18 protein-coding genes are annotated in these 25,084 nt (G+C 61.8%); 5 read left to right on the forward strand and 13 right to left on the reverse strand.

The window, feature by feature from the left end:
- The first annotated feature begins 32 nt into the window (after positions 1-32).
- The gene (locus AOA60_RS05510) at positions 33-3,128 is read left to right on the forward strand and encodes a transglycosylase domain-containing protein (RefSeq protein WP_099583522.1); all 3,096 of its coding nucleotides are present in this window, start codon (positions 33-35) and stop codon (positions 3,126-3,128) included.
- 66 nt (positions 3,129-3,194) lie between these two features.
- Here AOA60_RS05510 and AOA60_RS05515 read toward each other — a convergent pair whose 3' ends face one another.
- From AOA60_RS05515 to AOA60_RS05540, 6 genes are all read right to left on the reverse strand, one after another.
- Positions 3,195-3,677, reverse strand: a complete 483-nt coding sequence (locus AOA60_RS05515) for a CS1 type fimbrial major subunit (RefSeq protein ID WP_099583549.1) — start codon at positions 3,675-3,677, stop codon at positions 3,195-3,197.
- A gap of 5 nt (positions 3,678-3,682) precedes the next feature.
- A complete protein-coding gene (locus tag AOA60_RS05520) occupies positions 3,683-4,444 on the reverse strand; it encodes a pilus assembly protein (protein ID WP_099583523.1) in 762 nt (253 codons plus the stop codon).
- 61 nt (positions 4,445-4,505) lie between these two features.
- Positions 4,506-5,741: a hypothetical protein gene (locus tag AOA60_RS05525; RefSeq protein ID WP_099583524.1), complete on the reverse strand. Its 1,236-nt coding sequence runs from the start codon at positions 5,739-5,741 to the stop codon at positions 4,506-4,508.
- Positions 5,742-5,777: 36 nt separating this feature from the next.
- On the reverse strand, positions 5,778-7,010 hold the full coding sequence (locus tag AOA60_RS05530; RefSeq protein ID WP_099583525.1) for a hypothetical protein: 1,233 nt from the start codon (positions 7,008-7,010) through the stop codon (positions 5,778-5,780).
- A gap of 22 nt (positions 7,011-7,032) precedes the next feature.
- Positions 7,033-9,552, reverse strand: a complete 2,520-nt coding sequence (locus AOA60_RS05535; RefSeq protein ID WP_099583526.1) for a CS1-pili formation C-terminal domain-containing protein — start codon at positions 9,550-9,552, stop codon at positions 7,033-7,035.
- A gap of 119 nt (positions 9,553-9,671) precedes the next feature.
- Positions 9,672-10,172, reverse strand: a complete 501-nt coding sequence (locus AOA60_RS05540) for a CS1 type fimbrial major subunit (RefSeq protein ID WP_099583527.1) — start codon at positions 10,170-10,172, stop codon at positions 9,672-9,674.
- Positions 10,173-10,673: 501 nt separating this feature from the next.
- Between AOA60_RS05540 and AOA60_RS05545 the strand changes: the two genes are divergently transcribed.
- Both AOA60_RS05545 and AOA60_RS05550 read left to right on the forward strand, forming a co-directional pair.
- Positions 10,674-11,222 carry a PadR family transcriptional regulator gene (locus AOA60_RS05545; RefSeq protein ID WP_099583528.1) on the forward strand — a complete coding sequence of 183 codons (549 nt, stop codon included), beginning with the start codon at positions 10,674-10,676 and terminating at the stop codon, positions 11,220-11,222.
- Positions 11,219-11,986, forward strand: coding sequence for a siderophore-interacting protein (locus AOA60_RS05550; protein ID WP_099583529.1), 768 nt, complete (start codon positions 11,219-11,221; stop codon positions 11,984-11,986). Before AOA60_RS05545 ends, AOA60_RS05550 begins: the two co-directional genes overlap by 4 nt.
- A 1-nt stretch (position 11,987) precedes the next feature.
- On the opposite strand, the gene AOA60_RS05555 is transcribed toward AOA60_RS05550, so the two are convergent.
- Together AOA60_RS05555 and AOA60_RS05560 are read right to left on the reverse strand one after the other, a co-directional pair.
- Positions 11,988-12,611 (reverse strand): Pr6Pr family membrane protein, encoded by a 624-nt coding sequence (locus AOA60_RS05555; protein WP_099583530.1) that lies wholly within the window; start codon positions 12,609-12,611, stop codon positions 11,988-11,990.
- 4 nt (positions 12,612-12,615) lie between these two features.
- Positions 12,616-12,849: a VF530 family DNA-binding protein gene (locus AOA60_RS05560; protein WP_016977534.1), complete on the reverse strand. Its 234-nt coding sequence runs from the start codon at positions 12,847-12,849 to the stop codon at positions 12,616-12,618.
- A gap of 150 nt (positions 12,850-12,999) precedes the next feature.
- Between AOA60_RS05560 and AOA60_RS05565 the strand changes: the two genes are divergently transcribed.
- Positions 13,000-15,018 (forward strand): TonB-dependent receptor, encoded by a 2,019-nt coding sequence (locus AOA60_RS05565; protein WP_099583531.1) that lies wholly within the window; start codon positions 13,000-13,002, stop codon positions 15,016-15,018.
- Between the two features lie 381 nt (positions 15,019-15,399).
- The gene (locus AOA60_RS05570; RefSeq protein WP_099583532.1) at positions 15,400-17,811 is read left to right on the forward strand and encodes a glucose/quinate/shikimate family membrane-bound PQQ-dependent dehydrogenase; all 2,412 of its coding nucleotides are present in this window, start codon (positions 15,400-15,402) and stop codon (positions 17,809-17,811) included.
- Between the two features lie 90 nt (positions 17,812-17,901).
- Here AOA60_RS05570 and AOA60_RS05575 read toward each other — a convergent pair whose 3' ends face one another.
- The 5 genes from AOA60_RS05575 to AOA60_RS05595 form a co-directional block, all read right to left on the reverse strand.
- Positions 17,902-18,321, reverse strand: a complete 420-nt coding sequence (locus AOA60_RS05575) for a group 1 truncated hemoglobin (protein WP_099583533.1) — start codon at positions 18,319-18,321, stop codon at positions 17,902-17,904.
- Positions 18,321-19,178: a DUF3034 family protein gene (locus AOA60_RS05580; RefSeq protein WP_099583534.1), complete on the reverse strand. Its 858-nt coding sequence runs from the start codon at positions 19,176-19,178 to the stop codon at positions 18,321-18,323. The genes AOA60_RS05575 and AOA60_RS05580 overlap by 1 nt, the downstream gene beginning before the upstream one ends.
- A 9-nt stretch (positions 19,179-19,187) precedes the next feature.
- Entirely contained in the window at positions 19,188-21,536 is a 2,349-nt protein-coding gene (locus tag AOA60_RS05585) for an EAL domain-containing protein (RefSeq protein ID WP_099583535.1), read from the reverse strand.
- Entirely contained in the window at positions 21,520-22,152 is a 633-nt protein-coding gene (locus AOA60_RS05590; protein WP_178117327.1) for a methylamine utilization protein, read from the reverse strand. The genes AOA60_RS05585 and AOA60_RS05590 overlap by 17 nt, the downstream gene beginning before the upstream one ends.
- A 231-nt stretch (positions 22,153-22,383) precedes the next feature.
- Positions 22,384-24,720: a bifunctional diguanylate cyclase/phosphodiesterase gene (locus AOA60_RS05595; RefSeq protein ID WP_099583537.1), complete on the reverse strand. Its 2,337-nt coding sequence runs from the start codon at positions 24,718-24,720 to the stop codon at positions 22,384-22,386.
- Positions 24,721-25,084 lie beyond the last annotated feature (364 nt).

Raw genomic sequence — 25,084 nt, forward strand, 5'->3', positions numbered from 1 at the left:
CCGATCAATCTGCCGGGATGGATCAATCGACTATGGGCGCTTTATGGCAAACCGATTCGACCAAGGCTGCGGCTCCCGCCGACAGCCTGGATGAACAGCCATTGCCACGACGCCCCCGCAAGCCGTTGTATCGGTGGCGAATGGTGTGGCTGCTGCTGGTAATCGCGCTGATCGCTGCGGGTTACGCCGCCCAGCGCGAAATGCGCACGTCGCATTGGCAGGCGCAGCAACTGAGTCACCTGGCCGCGACGCTCGGCTACACGCTGGAGCCCGGCCCCAGCGATGCCATGGTCTATCCCGGTGAAGGCCCCTTCGACAAACGCCTGGGCTACAGCGACCTGGATGAATTCCTGCCGCGCCTGCTCAAGCGCAATTACCTGATTGATCGTCAGGCGCGATTCTCAGCACCGTTGATGGCGTACACCGAGCGGGGCCTGTTCGTGCCCTATGCCGAGAAAATCCAGGCGGGCCTGTCGATCAGCGACTGCCGAGCCGAGCCGCTGTACCGCTTCACCTATCCACACCAGTCGTATCAGGACTTCGCCGCGATCCCGCCGGTGGTGGTCAACAGCCTGCTGTTCATCGAAAACCGCGACCTGCTCGACCCGGCGCAACCTGAAGCCAACCCGGCGGTGGACTGGCCGCGTTTCGCCAAGGCAGCCTGGTCACAAGTGGCCAAGCTGCTGCATTTGCCGGGGCAGACGGCGGGCGGCAGCACCCTGGCCACCCAGTTGGAAAAATACCGCCACTCGCCCGACGGCCTGACGTTGTCCGGCGGCGAGAAACTGCGCCAGATGTTTTCCGCCAGCGTGCGCGCGTATCAGGACGGCCCGCAGACCTTGCAGGCGCGCCAGAACATTGTGCGCGACTACCTCAACAGCGTGCCGTTGTCCGCCGTGCCCGGCCACGGCGAAGTACATGGCATGGCCGAAGGCCTGCGGGTGTGGTACGGCGCCGACTTCAACCGCACCAACGCGCTGCTCGCCGACAACTCCGCGCAACACCTCGCGCAAAAAGGTGTGGCGCTGCGCGAGGTGTTGTCGTTGATGATCGCCCAGCGTCGGCCTTCCCATTACCTGTCCAAAGGCCACGCCGAACTGGAAACCCTGACCGACAGCCATATCCGCCTGCTGACGCAGAACAACGTCATCGAACCGGCCTTGGCGGACGCCGCCCTGGCCAGCCGGGTGAGTTATCGCGACTGGCAGCAACAGCCGACGATGCAACCGATTGAAACCAACAAAGGCATCAGCGTCGCCCGCAGTCGCCTGGCCGCCCTGCTCAACCGCCCGCTGTACGACCTGGACCGCCTTGACCTGACCGCCACCACGACCTTGCAGGACGATCTGCAAAACCAGGCCACGGCCTACCTCAAGCACCTGGCAGATCCCGCCTTCGCCGGCCAGATCGGCCTGCTCGGCCCGCGCCTGCTGACGCCCGCCAGCACCGCGCAAGTGCGCTACAGCTTCACCCTCTATGAGATGACCGCCGACGGCGCACGGGTACGGGTACAAACTGACAACACCGACCAACCCTTCGACATCAACGAAGGCAGCAAGCTGGAACTGGGCTCCACCGCCAAGCTGCGGGTGCTCACCACCTACCTGCAAATCATCAGCGAGCTGCACGACCGTTATGCCGACCAGACCCCCGCCGCGCTGAAAACCGTCAGCGTCGACGAGCAGGATCGCCTATCGCGCTGGGCCGTGGATTACCTGGCGCAAAACAGCGACCGCAGCCTGCCGAAGATGCTCGATGCGGCGCTCAACCGGCAGTATTCGGCCAGCCCCGGCGAGCGCTTTTTTACCGGCGGCGGCCTGCATCACTTCAATAACTTTCGCAACGAAGACAACGGGCGCAACCCCACCTTGCGTGAGGCCCTGCGTGAGTCGATCAACCTGCCGTTCATTCGCCTGATGCGTGACCTGGTGCGCTACAGCACCTATCAAGGCCCCAACAACAGCGCCGAGCTGCTCAAGGATGACAACGACCCGCGTCGCCAGGAATACCTGGCCCAGTTCGCCGACCGCGAGGGCACCACTTTCCTGCTGCGGTTCTGGAAGCGCTACCGCAATAAAGACACCCAGGCCCGGCTCGACACCTTCCTCGACAGCATGCACCCCACCGCCATGCGCCTGGCGGCGGTGCACCGATACCTGCTACCGCAGGCCAATCAGGACAGTTTCAACCGATTCGTGCGCGCCCATCTGCCCACCAAAGCCCCGGAAAAACTCACCGACGAACGCTTGGCCAAGCTCTATAACGACTACGGCCCCGGCGCCTACGACCTGCCGGATCAAGGCTATATCGCCAAGGTCCATCCATTGGACCTGTGGCTGCTCGGGTACCTGCTCAACCACCCCGACGCCACCTTCACCCAGGCCGTCGCTGCCAGTGAACACGAGCGTCAGGAAGTCTACGGCTGGCTGTTCAAAAGCCGCCACAAAAGCGCCCGCGACAGCCGCATCCGCACCATGCTGGAGATCGAAGCCTTCCTCGACATTCATCAACGCTGGCAAGCCGTCGGCTATCCCTTCGACCACTTGGTACCGTCCCTGGCCACCGCCATTGGCAGTTCGGGCGACAGGCCCGCAGCCCTGGCGGAATTGGTGGGAATCATCCTCAACGATGGCGTGCGCCAACCGACCGTGCGTATCGACAGCCTGCATTTCGCCGCTGGCACGCCTTATGACACCCGCCTGGTGAACAACCCCGACAAAGGCAAACGGGTGATGCCCAGTGAAGTCGCCAGCGCCTTGCGCTCGGCCTTGTCCCAAGTGGTGGACGACGGCACCGCCAAACGCGTGGCCGGCAGTTTCAAACTGGCGGACGGCACGCCGCTGGTCATGGGCGGCAAGACCGGCACCGGTGACAACCGCATAGAAGCCATCGGTGCCGGCGGGCGCCTGCTCAGTTCCAAATCGATCAACCGCACCGCCACCTTCGTGTTCTACATCGGCGAGCAGCACTTCGGCACGCTGACCGCGTTTGTGCCGGGCAGTTCGGCGCAAGAGTTCACCTTCACCTCCGCACTGCCCGTACAGGTCCTCAAGGGCATGGCCCCCTGGCTGACACCTTATCTGCAACCCGGTGGGCAGACCTTGTGCCAGGTATCCACGACACAATAAACGTCACAGTAGCCGAGCAAGCCCGCTCACCACAGGGTTCTGTGTCAGCCTTTAAGCGTTGTTTAATTACGGCGCCAGGAAATCGAACACCAGATGCACCGTGCCGTAATAATCCCCGCCCCGGTAGCCGCCTTCGGGCTTGATCGCGGCGATGTCCAATTCGGCACGGCGCCCTACGCGGGCGTCATCAGCATTGACCACTTCAGTGGCGTCCAGGGTCAGGGGCACCCGGTTGAACAGCACTTGCAAGTCGATGCGGTTGCGCCCATTGAACAGGTAAGGCTCAGCCCCCAAGCGGGCTGCAACGCCGCCGTTGATATTTTTCACGTCGAAGTTCTTGCGCAGGCGACTGAGTTCAGAGGTCACCAGGTTCCAGGCGAGCAATTGGTCCTGGCCCATCCAGTCGGGCTCCGATGGCAGTACATAAGCCTCGTGGACCGGGATCGTCACCGACACATCAAAGGAATGGCGCTCCTGAATCGCTCCGGCATGTGTGCCAACCACCGTCAAGGCGGCCAGCACAGCGAGTCTTGTCAGTTGCTTGAACATCATGATCACCCGTTACGTTTTTCGAACTTCAGCGGTTTTTTGCCCTGCCCTTCAACCAATACAAAGTTGTAGCGCCGGCCCGGTTTTTTCTCGAATTTCAACTGGCGTCCCGGCAGGATGTGGTGCTTGGTAGTCGGCACGCAGTCGGTGGCATTGCTCGCCGAACAGTCATGAAACTCGTCCAGCACCACCACACTGTTACCGGCGTTGCGCAGTCGGTACTCATCCGGGGTTTCATTGATCTGGGTATCGAAGCGGGTGTCCTTGGGGCGCACGAAAAACACCGTGCCGTAGCCGGTCATCACGTTGATCCCGGCAGCCAGGTCATCCTTGTATTCGGCCTGTTCCTCAGAGCTGATCCCGAAGTTGTCGTCTTTTTCCGGCACCACGGGGATAAAGCGCAGGCGGAAATAGCGCTCCTTGTCCCGCGCGCCCATGTACAACAGCCGTGTGCCCTGGCGCCCGTTCACCGGCACGATCAAGCGCGCCGGGCTGGCCATCAGGCCATCGCGGTTGGTGGTCACGCCTTTATCGTCCACCTGCGAACCAACCGGTACTTCTTTAGAGGTGCCGTCCTCGCTGTAGACAATCTCCAGCACATTGACCTTGACGAACGCGGTGCTGGTGCCTCCGTTGAACACACGCTTGAGGTATGAGCTGCGCTCACCCTCCAGGTAGTCGTACACCACCCCGACATTGATCTGCGGCCCGGCATGGGCCGTGAGTGACAACAGGCACAACCCGATCCATAACACTGCACGCTTCATGTTTACTTCACCTCATTGATTGAATGCGGCGGGCCTGGCCCGCCGTTGTTACGGGGCCGACCTAAATTTGTGAATCCCACATCACGGTCGCTACACCTGAGTAGGTACTGCCCGGCTGCTTGAGCATTTCGCCCATATCGTCACGCAACACTTCAAAGTGCAGGGTGCCGGGCCGGTCGTTGACGTAGAACAGCGGCTGGAACAGTTCGGTACCGCTGCCATCCAGGCGCAGCGGGCGTCTGCGCACCGCCTGGTCGCCCTGGCCGTCGATGCCGCCGGGCAGGGTCACGGCCACCTGCACCGGCACTTCATCACCAGTGCCGTTGCGCAAGCCGCAGGTGTTGCCCATGACAATCGAGCACTCCAACTGCATCTTGAAACGCGAACTGGCGGCAATCCTGAAGGTTTGATCGCGGTACAACCGGGCCGGTGTGCGGCCGCGATTGAGCCAGGCTTGCCAACCACCTTCGGGGATCAGTTCGATGCGATTGCCGCCGGGCGGGATGTCGACCCTGAGGGAGTGCTCGACACTCAAGGCAAAGTTGAACGTAATAGCGTTCTGCACGGGAATGACCACATCGCCAAAATCAAAGTCCGCGCGGGGGCCCATCGAATAGGTGAGGCTTCCTCGGTACAGCCCCGAAGACATACCCAATGGGTTAGGGGTCTTGATTTCGTAGGCGTACTCCATCTGTGCAAGGTTTATATAAGAAAGATCCTGCGCAGTTTTTCGGCTGCACGCTCCCGCACCTTCGGGCACCAGCCAAAAATAGGCAGCAGCATTAGTGCTGGCCACCAGGAAGCCGGTACTTACACATGGGCTCGGAGCGTTCGCCCATACTGACTGCCATGACTGACCCGGCCGCGCCCATGCGCTGACTCCTGGAGGACGTGGAACGTCCCATGGCGTACCGATACCGGCCATACGCATCTGGACTGTTTCGGTCTCACCGGTCATGACATGTGTGACCTGTAAGTCCCGCCAGTCGGATGGCACCTTCACCATAAACCCTTGCCGCTCATCCTCATGATTGGCCAAAACCGGCGCAATCGTTCTCGCCCGGAACTCAGGCGCCCTGAGACTGAAAATATTCAATTGCTTGCAGCGGGAGGGCATATGGTTTGCGCAGACCGTGCTCAGAGGCGTGGTGTTTTCGAATTTGTTCTGCATCGGGTTAGCTGGGTCCGGCCTGAATACCGCCGTGATTTCCCGGGTGATACCGACCGCTGATGTACTGAACAACAGCGCTGCGCCGATGCCCCCCAATTGCTTGATCCATGTGTTGCTGCGTTTCATCGTGAGTTGTCTCGTCATTGATTGATCGTGGCCGCTCTAGACCTGCGAATCCCAAATCACGGTCACCACACCTGAGTAGGTACTGCCCGGCCGATTGAGCATTTCGGCCATGTCGTCACGCAACACTTCAAAGTGCAGGGTGCCGGGCCGGTCGTTGACGTAGAACAGCGGCTGGAACAGTTCGGTACCGCTGCCATCCAGGCGCAGCGGGCGCCTGCGCACCGCCTGGTCGCCCTGGCCGTCGATGCCGCCGGGCAGGGTCACGGCCACCTGCACCGGCACTTCATCGCCGGTGCCGTTGCGCAAGCCACAGGTGTTGCCCATGACAATCGAGCACTCCAACTGCATCTTGAAACGCGAACTGGCGCCGATCTTGAAGGTTTGGTCGCGGTACAACCGGGCCGGTGTGCGGCCACGATTGAGCCAGGCTTGCCAACCGCCTTCGGGGATCAGTTCGATGCGGTTGCCGCCGGGGGGGATGTCGACTTTGAGGGCGTGTTCCACGCTCAGGACAAAGTTGAGGGCTACCGTGTCGATACTCGGGATCAGCGCATCCCCCATATCAAAGTCCATCCCCCGCCCAATGGAGTAAGACAGCGAGCCACGGTACTCACCGGCGCGCATGCTCAACGGATTGGGGGTACGCAGTTCATATACATAGTCAATGCCACTCCAACGGAAGTAAGGAATCGTCAGCGACGGCGTTCTTGCACAAGCCCCGGCCCCCTCGGGCATCAACCAGAAAAACTGGGCATAAGAGGCACCCGCCGCCAGGAAATTGGTACTCATGCAGGGGGCAGGTGCCGATTGCCACATCGATTGCCAGCTAGCCCCAGGCCGGGCCCAGGCACTCACCCCGGGTGGATAAGAAAGGTTCCAACTGCCACCGATACCGGCAATGCGTATCTGGACGACTTCCGTCTCACCTGTGCTGTGGCGCACCTCCACATCCCGCCAATCTGAAGGTAGGGTGAGCATGAACCCCTGCCGCGGGTTTTCATGATTAGCTTCAATCGCCTGTTCCGTAACGAACGAAAGCCCTGGAAGCCTCAGGCTGAAAATACCCAACGCCTTGCAACGTGCAGGCATGAAGGAGACGCAGACACCCCCTTGGGGCGTTTTATTCTCAAAGCGGTTGACCATCGGGTTAGACGGATCCGGGACAAACGTCGCCCGAATCTCCTGAACCGCAGCCTGCGCCGACAAACTGAACAACAGCGCCGCGCCCATCGCCCCGATCTGTGTGATCACTGTATTGCTGCGTTTCATCGTGGTTGTCTCGTCATGGCACTCAACCGGCGGTCTGCGCGCTGAGCGTGTTTTCAGCCAGGGTGTCCGGCGTGCAACGCAGGTCGCCGATCATCAACACGTCGTTTGCATTGGCGGTGGTGGCCGGATCCAGGCGGAACTGACACAGCAGTTGGTTCTGGTAGCGCACTTCCAGCGTCGGCGCGCTGGCGCTCATTTCCATCGAGAAGAACCCGTCCGCTTCGCTCACGCCACGGCTGGCGTGGTTGATCACGTGGTGGCCTCTAAGCGGCTGCCCCTGGGCATCGAGCAGGCGCCCGAGCACGCTGACGGTTTTCATCACGGTGATTTTTCGGTAGTCCACCCCGCCTTTGTTCAGGTGGTAGGTGGCGCGTGCCGGCTGGATGTTGGCGGCCGGTGGATGGTTGCCTTCAAAGTCGAAGTTCACGGTGCTGCTCTTGTAGGCCGACACCGGCACAAAGTTGCGCCCAGGCCGCAGGATCGCGCCGCCGCCACTGAAGTCATCGGCGCGCAGGGCAATGCTGTCCAGGTCGGTCTCGACGTCGATGATCATGCCCGCGCCGTTGCTCTGGTATTGGCTGGTCAGCAGCATCTTGTCGGCGCCGGCAACGAAGGTGCTGTTCAGGTTCAGGCCGCCGCTGATATCACCGTTGAACGAGCTGCGCTGGACAAAGCCGTCGCCGCTGACCACATCGGTGTCGAAGCTGGCCATGCCGGACAGCCCCACACCGTAGGTGTCGGTGATCGCCGTGGCCGAGACGCTTTGCAGTACATGACCGTTGAGGTCCTGGCGGTAGGTGACCGAGGCGTTGTTATCGCGCCCCCCTTCACGGGCGGTACGGCTGCCGATGCTGCCGGAGATTTGCCGCCCATCGCTGCCCAGGGCCAGGCTCAGGCTCAGGTCGACGCCGCGATTGCGCTCGTTACCGGTGCCGGCGCTGGCGGGACGGTCGAACACCGAAAGCCGCCAGTTGGCGTCGCTGCCCATCAAGGTATCGCGACGGCTCCAGCCCAGGTCCACGCCTGCGCCCTCGGTATTGCCTTCGCTGTGGGACAGGCGCACGTTCCATGAGTTTTTTGTGTCGACATGGTGGTTCACCGAGAGCGCCGAATTGCTGGTTTGCCCCACGAAGGTATTGCGCCGCAGGCGGGTGCCGTCCGGCAGGGTTTCGTAGGTGTCGCGGGTATCGAGCCAACTGCGGTTGTGGCTGAACACCAGGTTGGTGGCGCCGAAGCTGTAGAGCCCTTGCAGGTCCATGCCGGTGCCGTGTTCGCGGGTCTGGTAGACGTTGGCGTAGAGACTGGTATTGCTGGCTACTGTCCAGTCCGCCGAGCCGCCATATTGCAATTGCTCGCGCACTTCACGGGCCGACAGACCGAGAATTACCCGTGGATGCACCAGGTAGTTGACGGAGGCGCCGGCGGTGATCGCGCCACTGGCCTGTTCGTCCCAGTTGCTGAACAACTTGGTTTCACGCCCGGCGAACACGTTGTAGCGCCAGCGATCTTCGGCGTTGCGCCAGTTACTGGGCTTGTACACCAGCTCCTGGGTGGTGCTGACGGTCAGGCCGTCTTCCACCAGGCGCACCTCCACTTCATAGATGCCACCGGGCAAGGGGCGCGTGTCCAACGTCTGCAAGCCGGCCGACACCGCCTGAGTGTTGATCAGCAGGCCATTGCGGTAAATCTCCACGGCGGCCTGGCGGTTGGCGGTGACGTAGATCGGGTACACGCTGGGTTTGCCGCTGTTGATGGACAGGCTGTCAGAGCTGCCATACATGACGCCCAGCGCCGTGTCGGGGCTGGCGCCAAAGCTGCGCAACTGCCGCGTCAGGCCATCGGAATTGGGGGTGAAATGCCCCAGGCGCAAAAACTGGCCTTCCAGTTCACGCTGGGTATACAGCTCATGGATCGCGTGGCGCAGTTGCTCTTCGTCGCCACTCTGGCGCGCCAGTTGCAGGTTGAACACCTGGGTCCAGTTACCCAGGCTGGCGCTGGCCTGCAAGCCATAACGTCCGCCCAGGTCTTCGTCCTGGCCGCCGTTGAGGTTGAGCTGATTATTGATGATCAGGCCCCGGCTGCCGCCTTCGGGCTGCTGGTAGTAACGCGGCGCATCACCGGTGCGTTCGACGTTTTGGGTGATGATCGACAACTGCGAGCTTTCCAGGCTGTAGTGCATCGACACCAACTGCTGCGGGCACGATTGGGTACACGCACCCAGGGGCAGGCCCTTTTCCAGCAAGCCTTGCCAGGTATCACGGGTAGCAGCGGGCACCTTGCTGTCGCCCGACTCAGTGAACTCAAGCAGCGTCACGCGCTCATCGCGGGACAGGACAATCAGCGCCTCTCCCAGCAATTGCTGATCAAGATCGACCCGCACAGCCAGTGGCACATCAAAGAAATGGTCGACAAACCCCGCCGGCAAACCCTGGGACTGGGTGAGCAAGTTGGCGGGCGTCACGGCGATGGGTGTCGGCGCAGCCAAGGCACTCGTACAAATCACTAGCGCAAGCGCAACCGCGATGGGCGTCATCGGGAACATGAAAGCAATACTCTGAGAGCCAAGAGACAAAGTGATAAACAGGCCGGACTCCCGGTGGACAGAAGCCCGGCCTGAGCGCCAATGCCCGAGAGCGCAAGGCTCATCGGGCACTTACGCCATCAGGGAGCAGGCGTTGGCAGTACGGCGTCGAACACCAGCGCCACGGCGGAGGTGTAGGCACCGCGCTGGGTCTCCGTAGGCTTGGCGGCCGCGATGCGCAGTTGAGCCCCGACGCCTGGGGTCGAATCAGCCTCGTTCACCACTTCTTTTGGCGTGCCATCCAGCTCCACGCCGTGCAGGGTGGTAGTCAGCGGGATGTTTTGTGCAGGGGTACCGTTGAACAACACCGCCGGGCCACCTTCGATATAAGCGTGGACCGAGCCGTTGGTGTTCTTCAGGTCGTAGATGGCGGTCAACGGTGCCAGCTCACCACTCACCAGGTTGTAGCTCATGGTTTCGTCCCGACCAAAGTTGGGATCACGTGGCTGAGCATGGAACACGGTGGTCGGGATGTTGGCCTTGATGTTGACGGTGTGGTTGGCCTCGCCGGCTGCGAATGCAACCGACGAACTCAGTGCCAGAACGGCCAGGGGGGCAGCAATCACAAACTTCTTGAACATGGTGGATACCTGTTTCTTGGGTATTGGATTAACCACCACAAGTTGAACTTGACGTTAATAAACAAAATCAACCTGCAATGAGAGTCATGACTGCCCGCAAGTGGTCAGCACAACACCCAGATATGATCCACCGATTTCAATTTCAAATATGCCAGCAACTTCCCATAACCACGTAGCCCTTACACTACGCGGCTTGCGTGAATTTTATGGCAATTTGCCAAAACTTTAAAAGTATCCGTAAGATTTGTACTACACAACTACCCGACACTAAAACAACTTGAATAGCCTGTAAGAACAGTACCACAAAGATAATAAAAACCGGCCAAGCACTGCATAAAAAACTAGAGCAGCAACTCTAATCAATAGTTATAGCGCAAACGTTAAAAGTTGCACTGCACTTGCCCCATGCACCTAGGCGAATGACCGTTGGTCGCCCAGGCATACCCAAACCATAAGATATATCTTACGTTATGTCTAAACTTGCAAAGAGAGCGCACAGAAATGAGAGACCCTCATCACCACCGAGACCACGGTGACAGCCACGACGGCTTCGAAAAACGCCCCGGCCGTGAACGCGGCGGGCGTGGCCCCCGCGTCTTCGCACCGGGCGACCTGAAACTGCTGCTGCCGGCGCTGATTGCCGACCAGCCTTGTCACGGCTACGACCTGATCCGCCAGATCGAAGCCCTGTTCGACGGCGCCTACAGCCCCAGCCCTGGAGTGATCTATCCCACCCTGACCTTTCTTGAAGAAAGCGAATTGATCACGGGCGACGCCGAGGGCGGAAAAAAACGCTACACAATCACCGACGCCGGTCGTCTCTTCATCAGCGAACAGGCGATTGCCCTTGAGGGTATCCGCATGCGCATGGATGTGAGCAAACGCTCGCTGCGCGGCCATGACCGCCCGCCGCAAATCCATGAGGCGGTGCATAACCTGCGCCACGCTCTGTATTCGCACCACGGGCGCTGGAGCCCGGAAGAAATCCAGCGTGTCGCCGCGTTGCTCAACAGCACCGCCCAAGCCATTGCCGACGGGAAAGCCCAATGAATACGCAAGTCATCCATCGCGTTAGCCACGAAATCAAATTGCGCCGCCTCGACGTACTGCGCGTGGTCGACATCACGCCGCGCATGCGCCGCGTCACCGTGGGCGGGCCGGAGCTGGCAGGCTTTATCAGCCTGGGCAGTGACGATCACATCAAGCTGCTGTTTCCGCAGACCGCCGCCGAACGGGATGCCCTGGAAAGCCCGACGTTCAGCCTCAAGGGCGACGGCCCGCAACCACCCATGCGCGACTACACGCCGCGCCGCTATGACCTGGGCATCGGCGAACTGGACATCGACTTCGTGCTGCACGGTGATGGCCCTGCGTCGACCTGGGCCGCACAAGCCGCAGTCGGTCAGCGCCTGTACATCGGCGGGCCGCGCGGCTCGATGATCGTGCCGGATATCTTCGACAGCTACCTGCTGATCGGCGACGAAACCGCGCTGCCGGCCATCGGTCGCCGCCTGGAAGAACTGCCGGCGGGCCGCAAGGTCTTGGCGGTGATCGAGATCGAAAATGCTGAGGAGCAGCAAACGCTGCGCAGTGCTGCCGATGTGGACGTGATATGGGTGGTGCGCGGCCAGGACACCCTGCTGGAAGTGGTGCAGAACCTGACGCTGCCCGGTGGCACGCTGTACAGCTTTGTCGCCACCGAAACCAAGCTGTCGCGCCAGGTACGCCGGGTGCTGCTGGACACCCACAAGGTCAATGAAGAGTTCCTCAAGGCCGTCGGTTACTGGCGCGCCGAAGGCAGTGAAGAAGATTGAATCAAGTAGGGGGCTTGATGACTTTATCCAGCCCCACCACTGCCACCGCAATCGCCACAAACCCCGCCAGAATCCCTCCGGCATTCACGAACACCTGTGGATAACCGAGGGTGCCGACGTCAATGAACGGGTACTGATACTGCCCGAGCAAATCCCCGCGCAGCAGCGCATAAGCGAAATACACCAGCGGGTACAGCACCCAGGCGCCGATATGCTTGAAGCGCAACGTACCCTTGGGCACACACCGCAACCAGTAGATAAAAAACAGCACCGGCATCACGTCGTGGAGCAGTTCGTCGGCGATGAACTGAAAGCCTTCGGGCTGCCATAAATGCCGCAGCAACAGGCTGTACGCCAACCCCACCACCAGGATGCTCACAGCGATCCCACTGCTGATCGCCGGCCTGAGAAAAAACCGCTTCGCCGCTGAATCCGATTGGACCAGGGCATGACTCAATACCACCACCGCCAAGGTGTTGGTGAGCACCGTGAAGAAACTGAAAAAGTTGATCAGCCCGCCCAGCAGGCTGGCGCCGGCTTCCCAGCGCGAATAGAAAATCAGGTACTGCTGAGTCGCCAACCCCATCCAACCGGCCAGTGCCGCTGCCGCTATAAACCGCTTCATGGGTTCAATCCAGCGGGCGTTTGGTGCGCATCAGCTTGACGTACAACCCTTCGACTTTTTCCCGCGCCCACGGCGTTTTGCGCAGGAACGTCAGGCTCGACTTGATGCTCGGGTCGCTCTTGAAACACCGCACATCAATGCGCTCGGCGAGGCCTTCCCATTCGTAGTGTTCCACCAGGGTAGTGAGGACGTGCTGCAGGGTGACGCCGTGAAGGGGGTCGTTGCTTGTCGCGGTCATGCCGGGCCTATGAAAAAAGTAATCACGAAGGCGCACACCTTATCACCCCGCCCACCCACTGATAAAAAGTTCCCGTGGATCACGAAAAAGAGATGTTATATTGTAACTATAACTTTCAAATCTTTTCGTCGTTTTGCCAAGGAATGTCCGATGTCCCTCTCTTCCCTGTGGCGCTTGACCCCGCTTGCCGCCGCCCTGCTGATCTGCTCCGAAGCCCACGCCCTGGAACTGCAACCCCAAGTCATCACCGGCAACCCGCTGGGCAGCGAGCAGCTCGCCTCACCGACCACCGTGCTGGAAGGCGACGACCTGACCCTGCAACAAAAAGGCAGCCTTGGCGAAACCCTGAACAAGCAGCCGGGCGTGTCGTCTTCGTACTTTGGCCCAGGCGCCAGCCGGCCGATCATTCGTGGCCAGGACGGCGACCGCATTCGCATCCTGCGCAACGGCGTGGGCGCGCTGGATGCCTCGTCGCTGTCTTATGACCATGCGGTGCCGCTGGACCCGGTCAACGTCGAACGCATTGAAATCGTGCGTGGCCCGGCCGCGTTGCTATATGGCGGCAGCGCCATCGGCGGCGTGGTCAACACCTTCGACAACCGCATCCCCACCGAGGCCATCGAAGGCATTCACGGTGCCGGTGAATTGCGCTACGGCGGCGCCGACACCACCCGCAGCAGCGCGGGCAAACTGGAAGCCGGCAACGGTACGTTTGCCTTGCACCTGGACGCCAATGCGCGGGAATTCAACGACCTGAAAATCCCAGGGCAGGCCCGCAGCCGCCACGCACCGGACAGCGAAGACGGCCCCGGCAAGAACGGGCGCCTGGGCAACAGCGACGGGCGCCAGGACGGCGGCGCGGTGGGCGGTTCCTACACCTGGGATGACGGTTATGCCGGGCTGTCCTACAGCAGCTACGACAGTAACTACGGCTCGCCTGCCGAACAGGCAGTGCGCATCCGCATGAAGCAGGATCACTACGCCTTTGCGTCCGAGATCCGCAACCTGCAAGGCCCGTTCACCTCGGTGAAACTCGACGCTGGCTACACCGACTACGAGCACCGCGAAATCGAAGGCGGCGAAACCGGCACGATCTTCAAGAACAAGGGCTACGAAGCCCGCGTGGAAGCGCGTCACCAGCCCATCGGCCCGTTCGACGGCGTGGTGGGCGCCCAGGTGACCCGCAACGAATTCTCGGCCCTCGGTGAAGAAGCCTTCGTGCCGCAGACCGACACCAACGCCGGCGCGCTGTTTATCCTTGAAGAAATGCAGGCCACCGAGCGCCTCAAGCTCAGCCTCGGCGGGCGCCTGGAACACACCAGCGTCGACCCGGACGCCAAGGGCAACGCACGTTTTGCCGGTGCCGACACATCCAACGACTTCACCGCCGGCAGCCTGTCGTCGGGCGCGGTGTATACGCTGACGCCGATCTGGTCCCTGGCCGCGACCCTGGGCTACACCGAGCGCGCGCCGACCTTCTACGAGCTGTATGCCAACGGCGCCCACGTCGCCACTGGCACCTATGAACTGGGCGACGCCAACCTGAAGAAAGAAAAAGCCGTGTCCAGCGACCTGGCCCTGCGCTTTGACAATGGCACCCACAAAGGCAGCTTCGGCGTGTTCTACAGCCGATTCTCCAATTACATCGGCCTGCTGGGCACCGGTCGTACGCTGAACGATGACGGTGAAGAAGACGCGGGTGGCATTCCCGAGTACGAATATTCCGGCGTGCGTGCACGCTTCGCCGGCTTTGAGGCACAGGATCACATCAAGCTCGGCGAAGGCGCCTACGGCAAATTCGCCCTGGAGTTGTCGGGCGACTACACCCGCGCCACCAACCTGGATACCGGCGAAGCCTTGCCGCGCATTGCGCCGCTGCGCTTGAACAGCGGCCTGCTGTGGGAACTTGACCGCTGGCAGGCGCGCATCGACGTGGAACACGCAGCGGGCCAGGGCCGAGTACCGGATAACGAAAGCGGCACCGATGGCTACACCACTTTGGGCGCGAGCGCGGGTTACCACTTCAACATGGGCGGCAGCCAGTGGCTGGCGTTTGTGAACGGTGAAAACCTGACCAACCAGACCGTGCGCTATGCCAGTTCGATCCTGCGCGATGTGGCGCCCGCCCCGGGCAGGAGCGTGCAAGTGGGCCTGCGCACCAGCTTCTAAAAACACTGGAAATCTCCCGTGGGAGGAGGCTTGCCCCCTCCCACATTCATTTTTGCAGCGACACTTCGTCACTGTTACCAAATCTGAAATGATGCATCTTGCGATTCAGGCTTTCTCTAAACGCCTCCGCGCTTTATCCTTCGCAACAATCTGAAACGTTTCACCTCCCGGTCGACCCCATCTTGCTGAATATTCCTAGCCATCAAGACAGCGCTGTCTTACACCGAGCTGCGCCCAAGGATAAATCGCCGGCCTGTGGATAACCCTCCCGATCCTCAGAAAAACCGAATTAACGCTGAACCAAGCCTGTGCCGAATCGTCATCTACAGTGAGTGAAGCACGGGGTTACACAATTATTCCAACGTCACGGAGAAACACACTATGAGCACTGATGGTGCTTCAAGCCCAAGCCGCCTGCTGCCCAGGTTGCTAGGCGTCTTGCTGCTGATCATGGGCCTGGCCCTGCTGGCCGGCGGTATCAAGCTGACAATGCTCGGCGGGTCGCTGTACTACCTGCTGGCCGGTATCGGCATCGCCCTCACCGGCGTCCTGCTGCTGGCGACCCGCCGTGCGGCGCTGGGTCTGTACGCGCTGGTGCTGTTCGCCAGTACCGTGTGGGCATTGTGGGAAGTCGGCCTGGACTGGTGGCAGTTGGTGCCACGCCTGGCGCTGCTGTTCGCCCTGGGCATCGTCATGTTGCTGCCGTGGTTTCGTCGCCCGTTGCTGCGTGGCCAACCTGCCCCGCTGGGCACTGGCGCGCTGAGCGTGGCCGTGGTGCTGGCCGGCGCTGCCGCCCTCGCCAGCCAGTTCACCAACCCTGGTGAAATCAAAGGCCAACTGGACCGCGACGCGGTGCCGGGCATGGCCAATGCTGCGCCGTCCCAGGCTGATGGCGACTGGAATTCCTACGGTCGTTCGTCCTTCGGTGACCGTTACTCGCCGCTGGCGCAGATCACCCCGGAGAATGCCCACAAGCTGGTGCCGGCGTGGACCTACCGCACCGGCGACATCCCTGGCCCGAACGATCCAGGCGAGACCACCGCGGAAAACACCCCGCTGAAAGTCAACGGCATGCTCTACGTGTGCACCCCGCACAGCCAAGTGATTGCCCTGGACCCGGACACCGGCAAGGAAATCTGGCGTTTCGATCCGAAGATCAGCAGCCAGGGCGCTGAGAACTTCAAGGGTTGGGCGCACATGACCTGCCGTGGCGTGTCGTATCACGATGACGCCGCCTACGCGTCCGAGCAGAGCCCGACCGGCAGCGCCAGCCCGGCCGCCGCGCCGAATGCCTGCCCTAAACGCATCTTCGTGCCGACCGCCGACACCCGCCTGATCGCCCTGAACGCCGACACCGGCAAGATGTGCGAAGACTTCGGCGACAAAGGCCAGGTCGACCTGCGTGCCAATATCGGCAGCTTCGCCCCAGGCGGTTACTACTCCACCTCGCCACCGGCCGTGACCAAGAACCTGGTTGTGATCGGCGGTCACGTGACCGATAACGTCTCCACCGACGAGCCAAGCGGCGTGATCCGCGCGTTCGACGTGCACACCGGCAAGCTGGTGTGGAACTGGGACAGCGGCAACCCGGACGACACCACCCCGTTGGCCGAAGGCAAGACCTACACCCGCAACTCGCCGAACATGTGGTCCATGTTCGCCGTGGATGAAAAACTCGGCATGCTCTACCTGCCGATGGGCAACCAGATGCCCGACCAATACGGCGGCGACCGTACCGACGATTCCGAGAAATATTCCGCCGGCCTGACCGCCCTGGACATCGACAGCGGCCACGTGAAGTGGACCTTCCAGTTCACTCACCATGACCTCTGGGACATGGACGTGGGCGGGCAGCCGTCGCTGATCGACATCAAGACCGACGCCGGCGTGAAGCAGGCCGTCATGGCATCGACCAAGCAAGGCAGCATCTACGTGCTGGACCGTGCAACCGGCCAACCGGTGGTGCCGGTCCATGAAGTGGCCGTGCCGCAAGGCGCAGTCGCGGGCGACCGTACCTCCCCTACCCAGCCGAAGTCCGAGCTGAACTTCATGCCGCCGCCGCTCAAAGAGCGCGACATGTGGGGCGTGACGCCGTTCGACCAACTGCTGTGCCGCATCGATTTCAAATCCCTGCGCTACGACGGCGCGTTCACCCCGCCATCGCTGCAAGGCTCGATCGTTTACCCAGGTAACTTCGGCGTGTTCGACTGGGGTGGTATTTCCGTCGACCCGGTACGCCAGATCGCCTTCGTGAACCCTAGCTACATGGCGTTCAAATCCAAGCTGATCCCAGCCGCCGACATCGCCAAGCAAGGCCCTCGCGTCAGCGAAACCGAAGGCGTGCAGCCGAACAAAGGCGCGCCGTACGGTGTGATCCTCGAAGCCATGCTGTCGCCAATGGGCCTGCCGTGCCAGGCACCGGCGTGGGGTTATGTGGCGGCGGTCGACCTGACCACCCACAAAACCATCTGGATGCACAAGAACGGCACCGTGCGTGACAGCTCGCCGGTTCCGATCCCGCTGAGCATGGGCGTGCCTAGCCTGGGCGGCACCTTCACCACTGCCGGTGGCGTGTCCTTCCTGAGCGGCACCCTCGACCAGTACCTGCGTGCCTACGACGTCAAAAACGGCAAGCAACTGTGGGAAGGCCGCCTGCCAGCCGGCGCGCAAACCACACCGATGACCTACACCGGCAAGGACGGCAAGCAGTATGTGCTGGTCGTGGCGGGTGGTCATGGTTCCCTGGGTACCAAGCAGGGTGACTATGTGATGGCGTTTAAACTGCCGGATTAAGCTTTATCGGCAGTAAAAAAAGGCGGCTACCCTAAACAGGTAGCCGCCTTTTTCATAAACAACACAGATCAATATGTGGTGTTCAGGTGACTAGTGCTCGATCACTTCCCCACGCATCACCGCCAACCGGGCAATCAACCGATTCTGCACCGGCACCGCAATGCCTTCGCTGTCCATCGCCTTGATCAAATCCTCCACCAGCGCATTGAAGTCACTGCGGCTCACGTTCTGGCCCTTGTGACTCTCGGCCATGCTGTCGCCGGTGTAGGTGCACGGCCCGCCGGCTTCGACGCAGAACTGTTCGATCAATTTGTTGCGCAGGCGCTGGATATCGACGCGCCGGAAGCGTTCGACGATGCGCTCATCCCGGGCGATGTTGAGCAGCATGCCTTCGACAATCCGGGTGATGCCGGGCATGGCGCCAAGGTCGCGGTACAGGCTGTCGTCCTTGGGCGGTTGCTGGGCGCAGGCGCTGAGCAGCAGCACCAGGGCGATCGGTAGGAAACGCATCAGAAACTCCCTTGCATCGACAGGTAGGTGCCGTTCTGGTTATCCAAGGTGGCGATCTCCCCAAGCCGGGCATAGGCCAGCACAAACGACAGATGCTTGTTGGGAAAGTAGCCGACAAACACATCGGCCCAGTCGCTTTCGCCTGCGAACGACAGGTTGTCGGGTTTCTCGCGGTACTCCACGCCCACCGCCCAGCGCGGGTTGAACAGCAGCGCCACCGAACCTTCCTTGAGCAGGCTGCGACTGTCACGGCGGTCGCCGCCAAAGCCTAGCAGACCGGTTTCGTTGGCGCGGCTGTAGCGCAGGCTGCCGTTGACGAGCACGTTGTAGCCGAACGCGGCGCCCATGAACAAACGGCTCGCGGCCAGGTAGCCTTCCACGTCGCTGTCGCGCCTGGCACCGACCAGGCTGGGGATGTCGAAGTTGGTCTGGTGCTTGTATTCCAGGCCGAGGGACACTTGCGGCAAATGGTCGTAAATCACGTCGCCGAACAGGCGCACCTTTACGCCGAGCACATCCTGGCCAAGATTGTCTTCCGGCAGATTGAGCTTGTGCACCAGGCTGCCAAGGTCAAAGCGCTGGCGGGCGAAAGACACTTCGACGCGGTTGTCATAGGCCAGCGCCAGCCCCGCCACGTCCAGCCGATAGTCCGGCAGGTTGACCGTGGTGGCGAACGCCGTCGCGCCCCATTCGTGCTGTTCACCGTAGCCGGCCAGTACCGCCCACGGCGTGATACCGCCGCCCGCCGTGCCCTCGATGCTGCTGGCACCGCCGGTGGCGATCAGGCGGCCGTTATCGGCCAGGGTGGTTTGCACAGTCAGGGCGGCCAGGCAGCCGAGCAATAGAGAAAGACGCACGTCAGCCACTCAATGAACCAGGGAAGTTTGCGCACTGAGGGGCAACGCCACCCAGGCTTCGAAAGCGTCGGCGCTCAAGGGCCGGCTGATCAGGTAACCCTGGGCCGTGTCGCACTGCCAGCGCTCCAGCAGACGCAGACTGTGGGCGTATTCAACGCCCTCGGCGACCACTTTGAGGCCCAGGTTGTGGCTCATCTCGATGGTGGAACGCACGATCACCGCATCCTCACTGGTTTCATCGAGGTTACGGACAAAGGATTGGTCGATCTTCAACTCTTGCACCGGCAGGCGCTTGAGGTGAGCCAGCGACGAATAGCCGGTGCCGAAGTCATCCACCGACAGACTGATGCCGCAATCACGCAGCAGGTGCAGGACTTTCAGCGCTTTTTCCGGCTCACGCATCACTGCGCTTTCGGTGATTTCGAACACCAGTTGCTCCGCCGGCAAACCATAGCGACGCAGCAACGCCGAGACGCGGTGGGCCAGCTCATCGCCGAGTAAATCGTCCGCCGAGATGTTCAGCGACAACTGCAGGTACAGGCCACGGCGGTTCCATTCACACAGCTGACGAATGCCCTCTTCGATCACCCAGTGGGTCAGCAGTTGAATGCTGCCGGAACGTTCGGCCAGGGGAATGAATTCCGCCGGCGAGACCATGCCGAACTGCGGATGCTGCCAGCGCAACAGGGCTTCAGCCTGACGTACGGTGCCCTGGCGAATGTCCAGCTTGGGCTGGTAATGCAGCAGCAACTGGCCCTGGTTAGGCGCGTGGCGCAGGTCGCGAATCAGGGTGATCTGGCGACGGTGCGCCAGGTCACGGCCGTGCTCGTAGATTTGCAGGCGACCGGGCATTTGCGCGGCGTCTTTCATGGCGATGGCGGCACGCTCAAGCAGGGTGTGCGGGCTTTCGCCGTCGGCCGGGAATGCCGCGATACCCAGGCGGCAGTCCAGCGCCAAGTCATGGCCGTTGATGCGCTGGGGGCGCAGCAACAGTTGTTGGAGTTTGTCGGCCATGCCCACTGCCTCGTCGCTGCCGGCGCCTTCGAGCAATAGCAGAAACTCGTCGGCGATCAGGTGCGCCAGGGTATCGCCAGGGCGCAGTACCGCCTCCAGGCGACGGCTGACGGCCAGCAGCAATTGGTCCACTGCATCCGGCCCGGCGGCTTCGCTGGCGGCGCGCAGGTTGTCGATGCCCAGGTAGATCAAGGCGACCGGTCGATTCAACGCAATGGCACTGCCCAGGCGCTCCATGGCCAGTGCGCGGTTCGGCAGGCCGGTGAGGCGATCATGCAGGGCATTGTGAGCAAGCTGCTGTTCGCGCTCGGCGATGCCGCTTTGCATGGAGTTGACCGCACTGGCGAGCAAGCCCAGCTCGTCGCTGCGGGCCAGGGCCACGGGCGTCTGGTAATCGCCCTGACCAATACGCTCGGCCGCCAGCGCCAAGGCCTGTACCGGACGCGACACGCTACGCGCCAGCAGCAAGGCACCCATCAGCGACGCCAGTAACGCGACCAACGCAATGACCAGGATCTTTTCATCCAACGGCACAAAGGCTTGCATCGCCGCGTCCAGCGGGCTTTGCAGCAAGGCCAGGACTTTGCCGTTTTCATCGCTGGCCAACACCAGCGACTGACTGAGGAAGCTCTGTTCCAGGTGATCGGTGGTGGACACGCCTCGGCGCGTGGAATCGCCCTGCATCAGTGCCTGGATGCTCTCGTGCAGCGCTTGGGGTTGGGTAGTAACCAACTCGCCAGGCTGGTCTTTCTCAATCGCCAGGAACGACACTTCCAGGTTGCTCAACGAACGCAATTCACCGGCGAACGCGCCGTCCATGCTGAAGCCCATCACCACCCGCGCAATCGGCAGCGGCGCCAGCACCGAGGCTTCCACCAGCAGGTGCGGCTTGCCTTGCAGCGGCACGATCAGCATGGCCTGGCGATTGCGCCGGGCTTCGCGCAGCGATTGGTCATAGGTGAAGGTCGAGCCTTCGGGCACTTCGCTCAGAGTACTGGCCAGGACTTTGCCGTCCATGCCCAGCAGGATCATGTCACTGGCGTTGATGCGCTTGCCGTGATTGAGCAGCACCGAGCGCATCGTCGCCGAGTCGCCGCTGGCCACGGCATCGCGAAAACCGAAGTCGGCCGCGAGCAGTTGCACGCCGTCGGCGAGGCGCCGACCGCGTACGTCCAGCAAGCGTTCGAAGACCCGCGCCCCCACATCCAGCTGGGCCAGCGCCTGGCTGCGCACCGCTGAGCTGGTGGCTGCCTTGACGCTGAAATACAGCGCACCGATCACCACCAGCAACAGCAGGATCAGGACGCTGGCGACGCGCGCCTGGAAACTACTGCGCAGTTTCACGGGCAGCTCGATTGAAGGCATCACCAAAGGCGCTTGGCGTGGGCGGAAGGTCTTCGGACGCGGGCTCCAGGGCCAGCACTACGTTGTGGCTCAGGCCTGCGGCGGGCACGTGCAAGGTGCCGCCGTCCAACGGCTGCATATCCTTCAGTTGCGGGTGCCACAGGGTGGCGTGGTAATCACCGGGCGCCAGCTGCTCCAGGCGTACCTGGCCCTGGGCGTTGCTGACGCCAAAGTGCGGGTCGTCGGTGACGTAGATGTAGCCGAGCATCCAGTCATGAATATTGCAGCCGAGCACCACCACGCCGGGTTTGTCGAACAGCAACGGCTCGGCGGGCGTGCCTTCGTACAGGCGCAATTCGAAACGTTTGGCCGTAGAAAAGGAATACACCTGATGCCGGATGTTATCGCTATTGGGGAAACGCACCTGGGTGCCGGTATGGACCGCCAGCACATGGGGGGCGAAGCGCTGGCCACGTTGGTCCATATTGGCCGTGAGCACGCCGGCCGATGCGGCGGGCGGGCCTTGCAGTGTGACTATCGCATCCGCCACCGGGCTGCCATCGGCCTGCTTGAACGACAGGTCCAGCGTGGCCGCCGAGGCAGAGCCCGCCAGCATCAGCATCAGGGAGATCGAAGGAAAAATTCGGGCCATGGTCGATCCGCAAAAAATGGAAAATGAGCGGCCAGCCTTGGCACAGCGATGTGCGGTCATGATGCCGCAATCAAGGCATAATGCCATCACTCAATAGCGCTGGATACTTGACCGTTGGTCGGTAAATAACTGTGCAAACGGTCAAGCCTTGTAAAGCCTATCGGCCTGGACCATAGAAACTGTAGCAGCGGGTCATCAGACCTGCGCGTGCTCGCAGCGCATCCACCTCTCGAACGCCATGGCATTCAGTGGCCGGCTGATGAGGTAGCCCTGGGCCGTATCGCAGTTCCACTGTTTGAGCAGCTTGAGACTCGGCTCGAACTCCACGCCTTCGGCCACCACCTTAAGCCCCAGGTTGTGGCTCATTTCGATGGTGGAGCGCACGATCACACCATCGCCCGTGGCGCTGTCGAGGTTGCGCACGAACGACTGGTCGATCTTCAACTCCTGCACCGGCAGACGCTGTAATTGCGCCAGCGACGAATAGCCGGTGCCGAAGTCATCCACCGACAGGCTGATGCCACAGTCGCGCAGTTGCTCCAGCACGCTGAGGGCCTGCTGCGGGTTGTGCATGATCGCGCTTTCGGTGATCTCGAAAATCAGTTGCTGGGCCGGCACGTTGTAGCGCGTCAGCAAAGTGGTGACACGGACCGCCAGTTCATCATCGGCCAGGTCGTCCACCGAAATATTCACCGACAGCTGGATAGGCAGTCCGCGCTGCGCCCATTCGCCGATCTGGCGGATCGCTTCTTCAATCACCCACTGGGTCAGGCCGCCCATGCTGCCGGTGCGTTCGGCCAGGGGGATGAATTCGGCGGGCGACACCAGCCCCAGCGTCGGGTGCTGCCAGCGCAGCAAGGCTTCGGCCTGGCGTACCTGGCCGTGCAGCAGGTCGAGCTTGGGCTGGTAGCACAGGTACAACTGACCTTCGACGACCGCACGACGCAGGTCGCGGATCAAGCTGATCTGGCGTTGGTGTGCCAGGTCGCGGTCCTGTTGGTAGACCTGCAGATAGCCGGGCAGCGTCGTTGCATCGTGGCGCGCAATCGCGGCGCGGCTGATCAACTCTTCCACGTGCTGGCCGTCGGCGGGGTACGCGGCGATGCCGATACTGACCTCGTGGCGCACTTCGTGGCTGCCGATGCGCTGGGGTTCGGTGAGCAGCGCGTAGAGGCGGTCGGCGCGGGCCACGGCGCGGTCGATCTCGGTGTTTTCCAGGAGCAACAGGAATTCGCTGCCGGTGATGCGTGCAGCCGTGTCGCTGGCCAACAGGCTCATGGACAGACACCGGCTGGCTTCGCGCATCATTTCTTCCACGCCTTGCGGGCCGAAGCCTTCGTTGATGACGCGGTAGTTCTCGATGCCCAGGTACAGCAACACCACCGGCCGCCGCGCACTGATCGCACTGCCCAGGCGCTCCATTGCCAGGGCGCGATTGGGCAGGCCGGTCAGTGGGTCGTGGAGGGCGTTATGGGCCAGTTGCCGTTCGCGCACGGCGATGCCGCTTTGCATGGCATTGAAGGCACGAGCCAACAGGCCGAATTCATCGTGGCTGCGCACCCGCACCGGCGTGCGGTAGTCACCCGCGCCGATGCGCCCGGCCGCTTCCACCAGCGCGTTGAGCGGGCGCGACACCCGCCGCGCCAGGAACAACGCGCCGGCCAACGACACCAGCAGCACCGCCAGGGCAATCCCGAGGAACTGCCGATCCAGTGGCGCAAAGGATTCCAGTGCGTGGTCCAGCGGGCTTTGCAGCAGTACGCGCACGTCGTCGCCGTCACCGGAGTTGGCGAGCGGCAACACTCGGCTGAGCACGCGCTGACCGTAAAACAACTGGATCTGCGCCTGCGGGTTCAGCGGCGCATCGTGCAGCAGGCTGAGGATGGCGGCCTGATAAGCCTCAGGCTGGGTGCTGAACAAGGGACCAGGCTTGCCGCCCTGCACGCTGAGGAACGAGACCTCCAGGTTGCTCATGGAGCGCAGTTCATTGGCAAACAGTTGGTCCATGGGAAAGCCCATGACGACGCGGGCGATGGGCAATGGATCGAGTACTTGATCCTGCACCAGCAAGTAAGGTCGCCCGTCCAGGGCCACAATCAGCATTTGCAGGCCGTTGCGCCGTGCCTGGCGCAAGGCGTTGTCATAGGGAAAAAGCTGCCCGCGCGTAAGGATGGGCCAGGTGCTGACCACGACCTTGCCCTCCGGGCCCAGTACAAACACTTCGCTGGAGCGGATGCCGGTGCCATGCCGCCGCAGTGCAGCCAGAATCGGCACCGTCTTGCCTTCGGCCACGGCCTGCTTGAACGGGACGTCGGCGGTGAGCCAACCGAGGCCGTATTGCAGGCGACGGCCGCGCAGGTCCAGCAGGCGTTCGAACACCTGGGTTCCGGTTTTCAATTGGACCTGTGCCTGGTTCTCCACGGCGCGGGTGGTGGCGGCCTTGACGGCGAAATAGGTGGCGGCGACCACCACCAGCAGCAGCAACGCCAGCACCCCGGCGATACGGGTTTGGAACGTATGGCGCCACGTCATGGCGGTGCCCTCTGGCAGTGTTCGCCGCTTTCTGCCACTCCGTCGTTGTGTCATGTGCATTCCTTGCGACAGCTGACCCGGCGTCAAAAAAACATCTATTGGGAGTGAGTATTTGGTTTGAGGAGATTAGCTGTGAGTTGGGGGGAGTGCATCCAATAAAATCGGGGAGTTGGGTGGCGGTTTATTGGCGACCCTGGGGTTGAGTGTGGGCATATCCGTTATTTGGGTGATGGCGGATATTGGTTCCGCCCTTACGGCGGGTCACTTTGGAAAAGCCCCAAAGTAACCAAATGTATGGTCAGCCCACCTTTTGCTATCCAGTCACGATGAACGGTAAATCAGGCTTGCGCTAATGTATCCGGGC

This window comes from Pseudomonas sp. 2822-17 (assembly GCF_002742485.1).
Classification (GTDB): Bacteria; Pseudomonadota; Gammaproteobacteria; order Pseudomonadales; family Pseudomonadaceae; genus Aquipseudomonas; species Aquipseudomonas cyclaminis.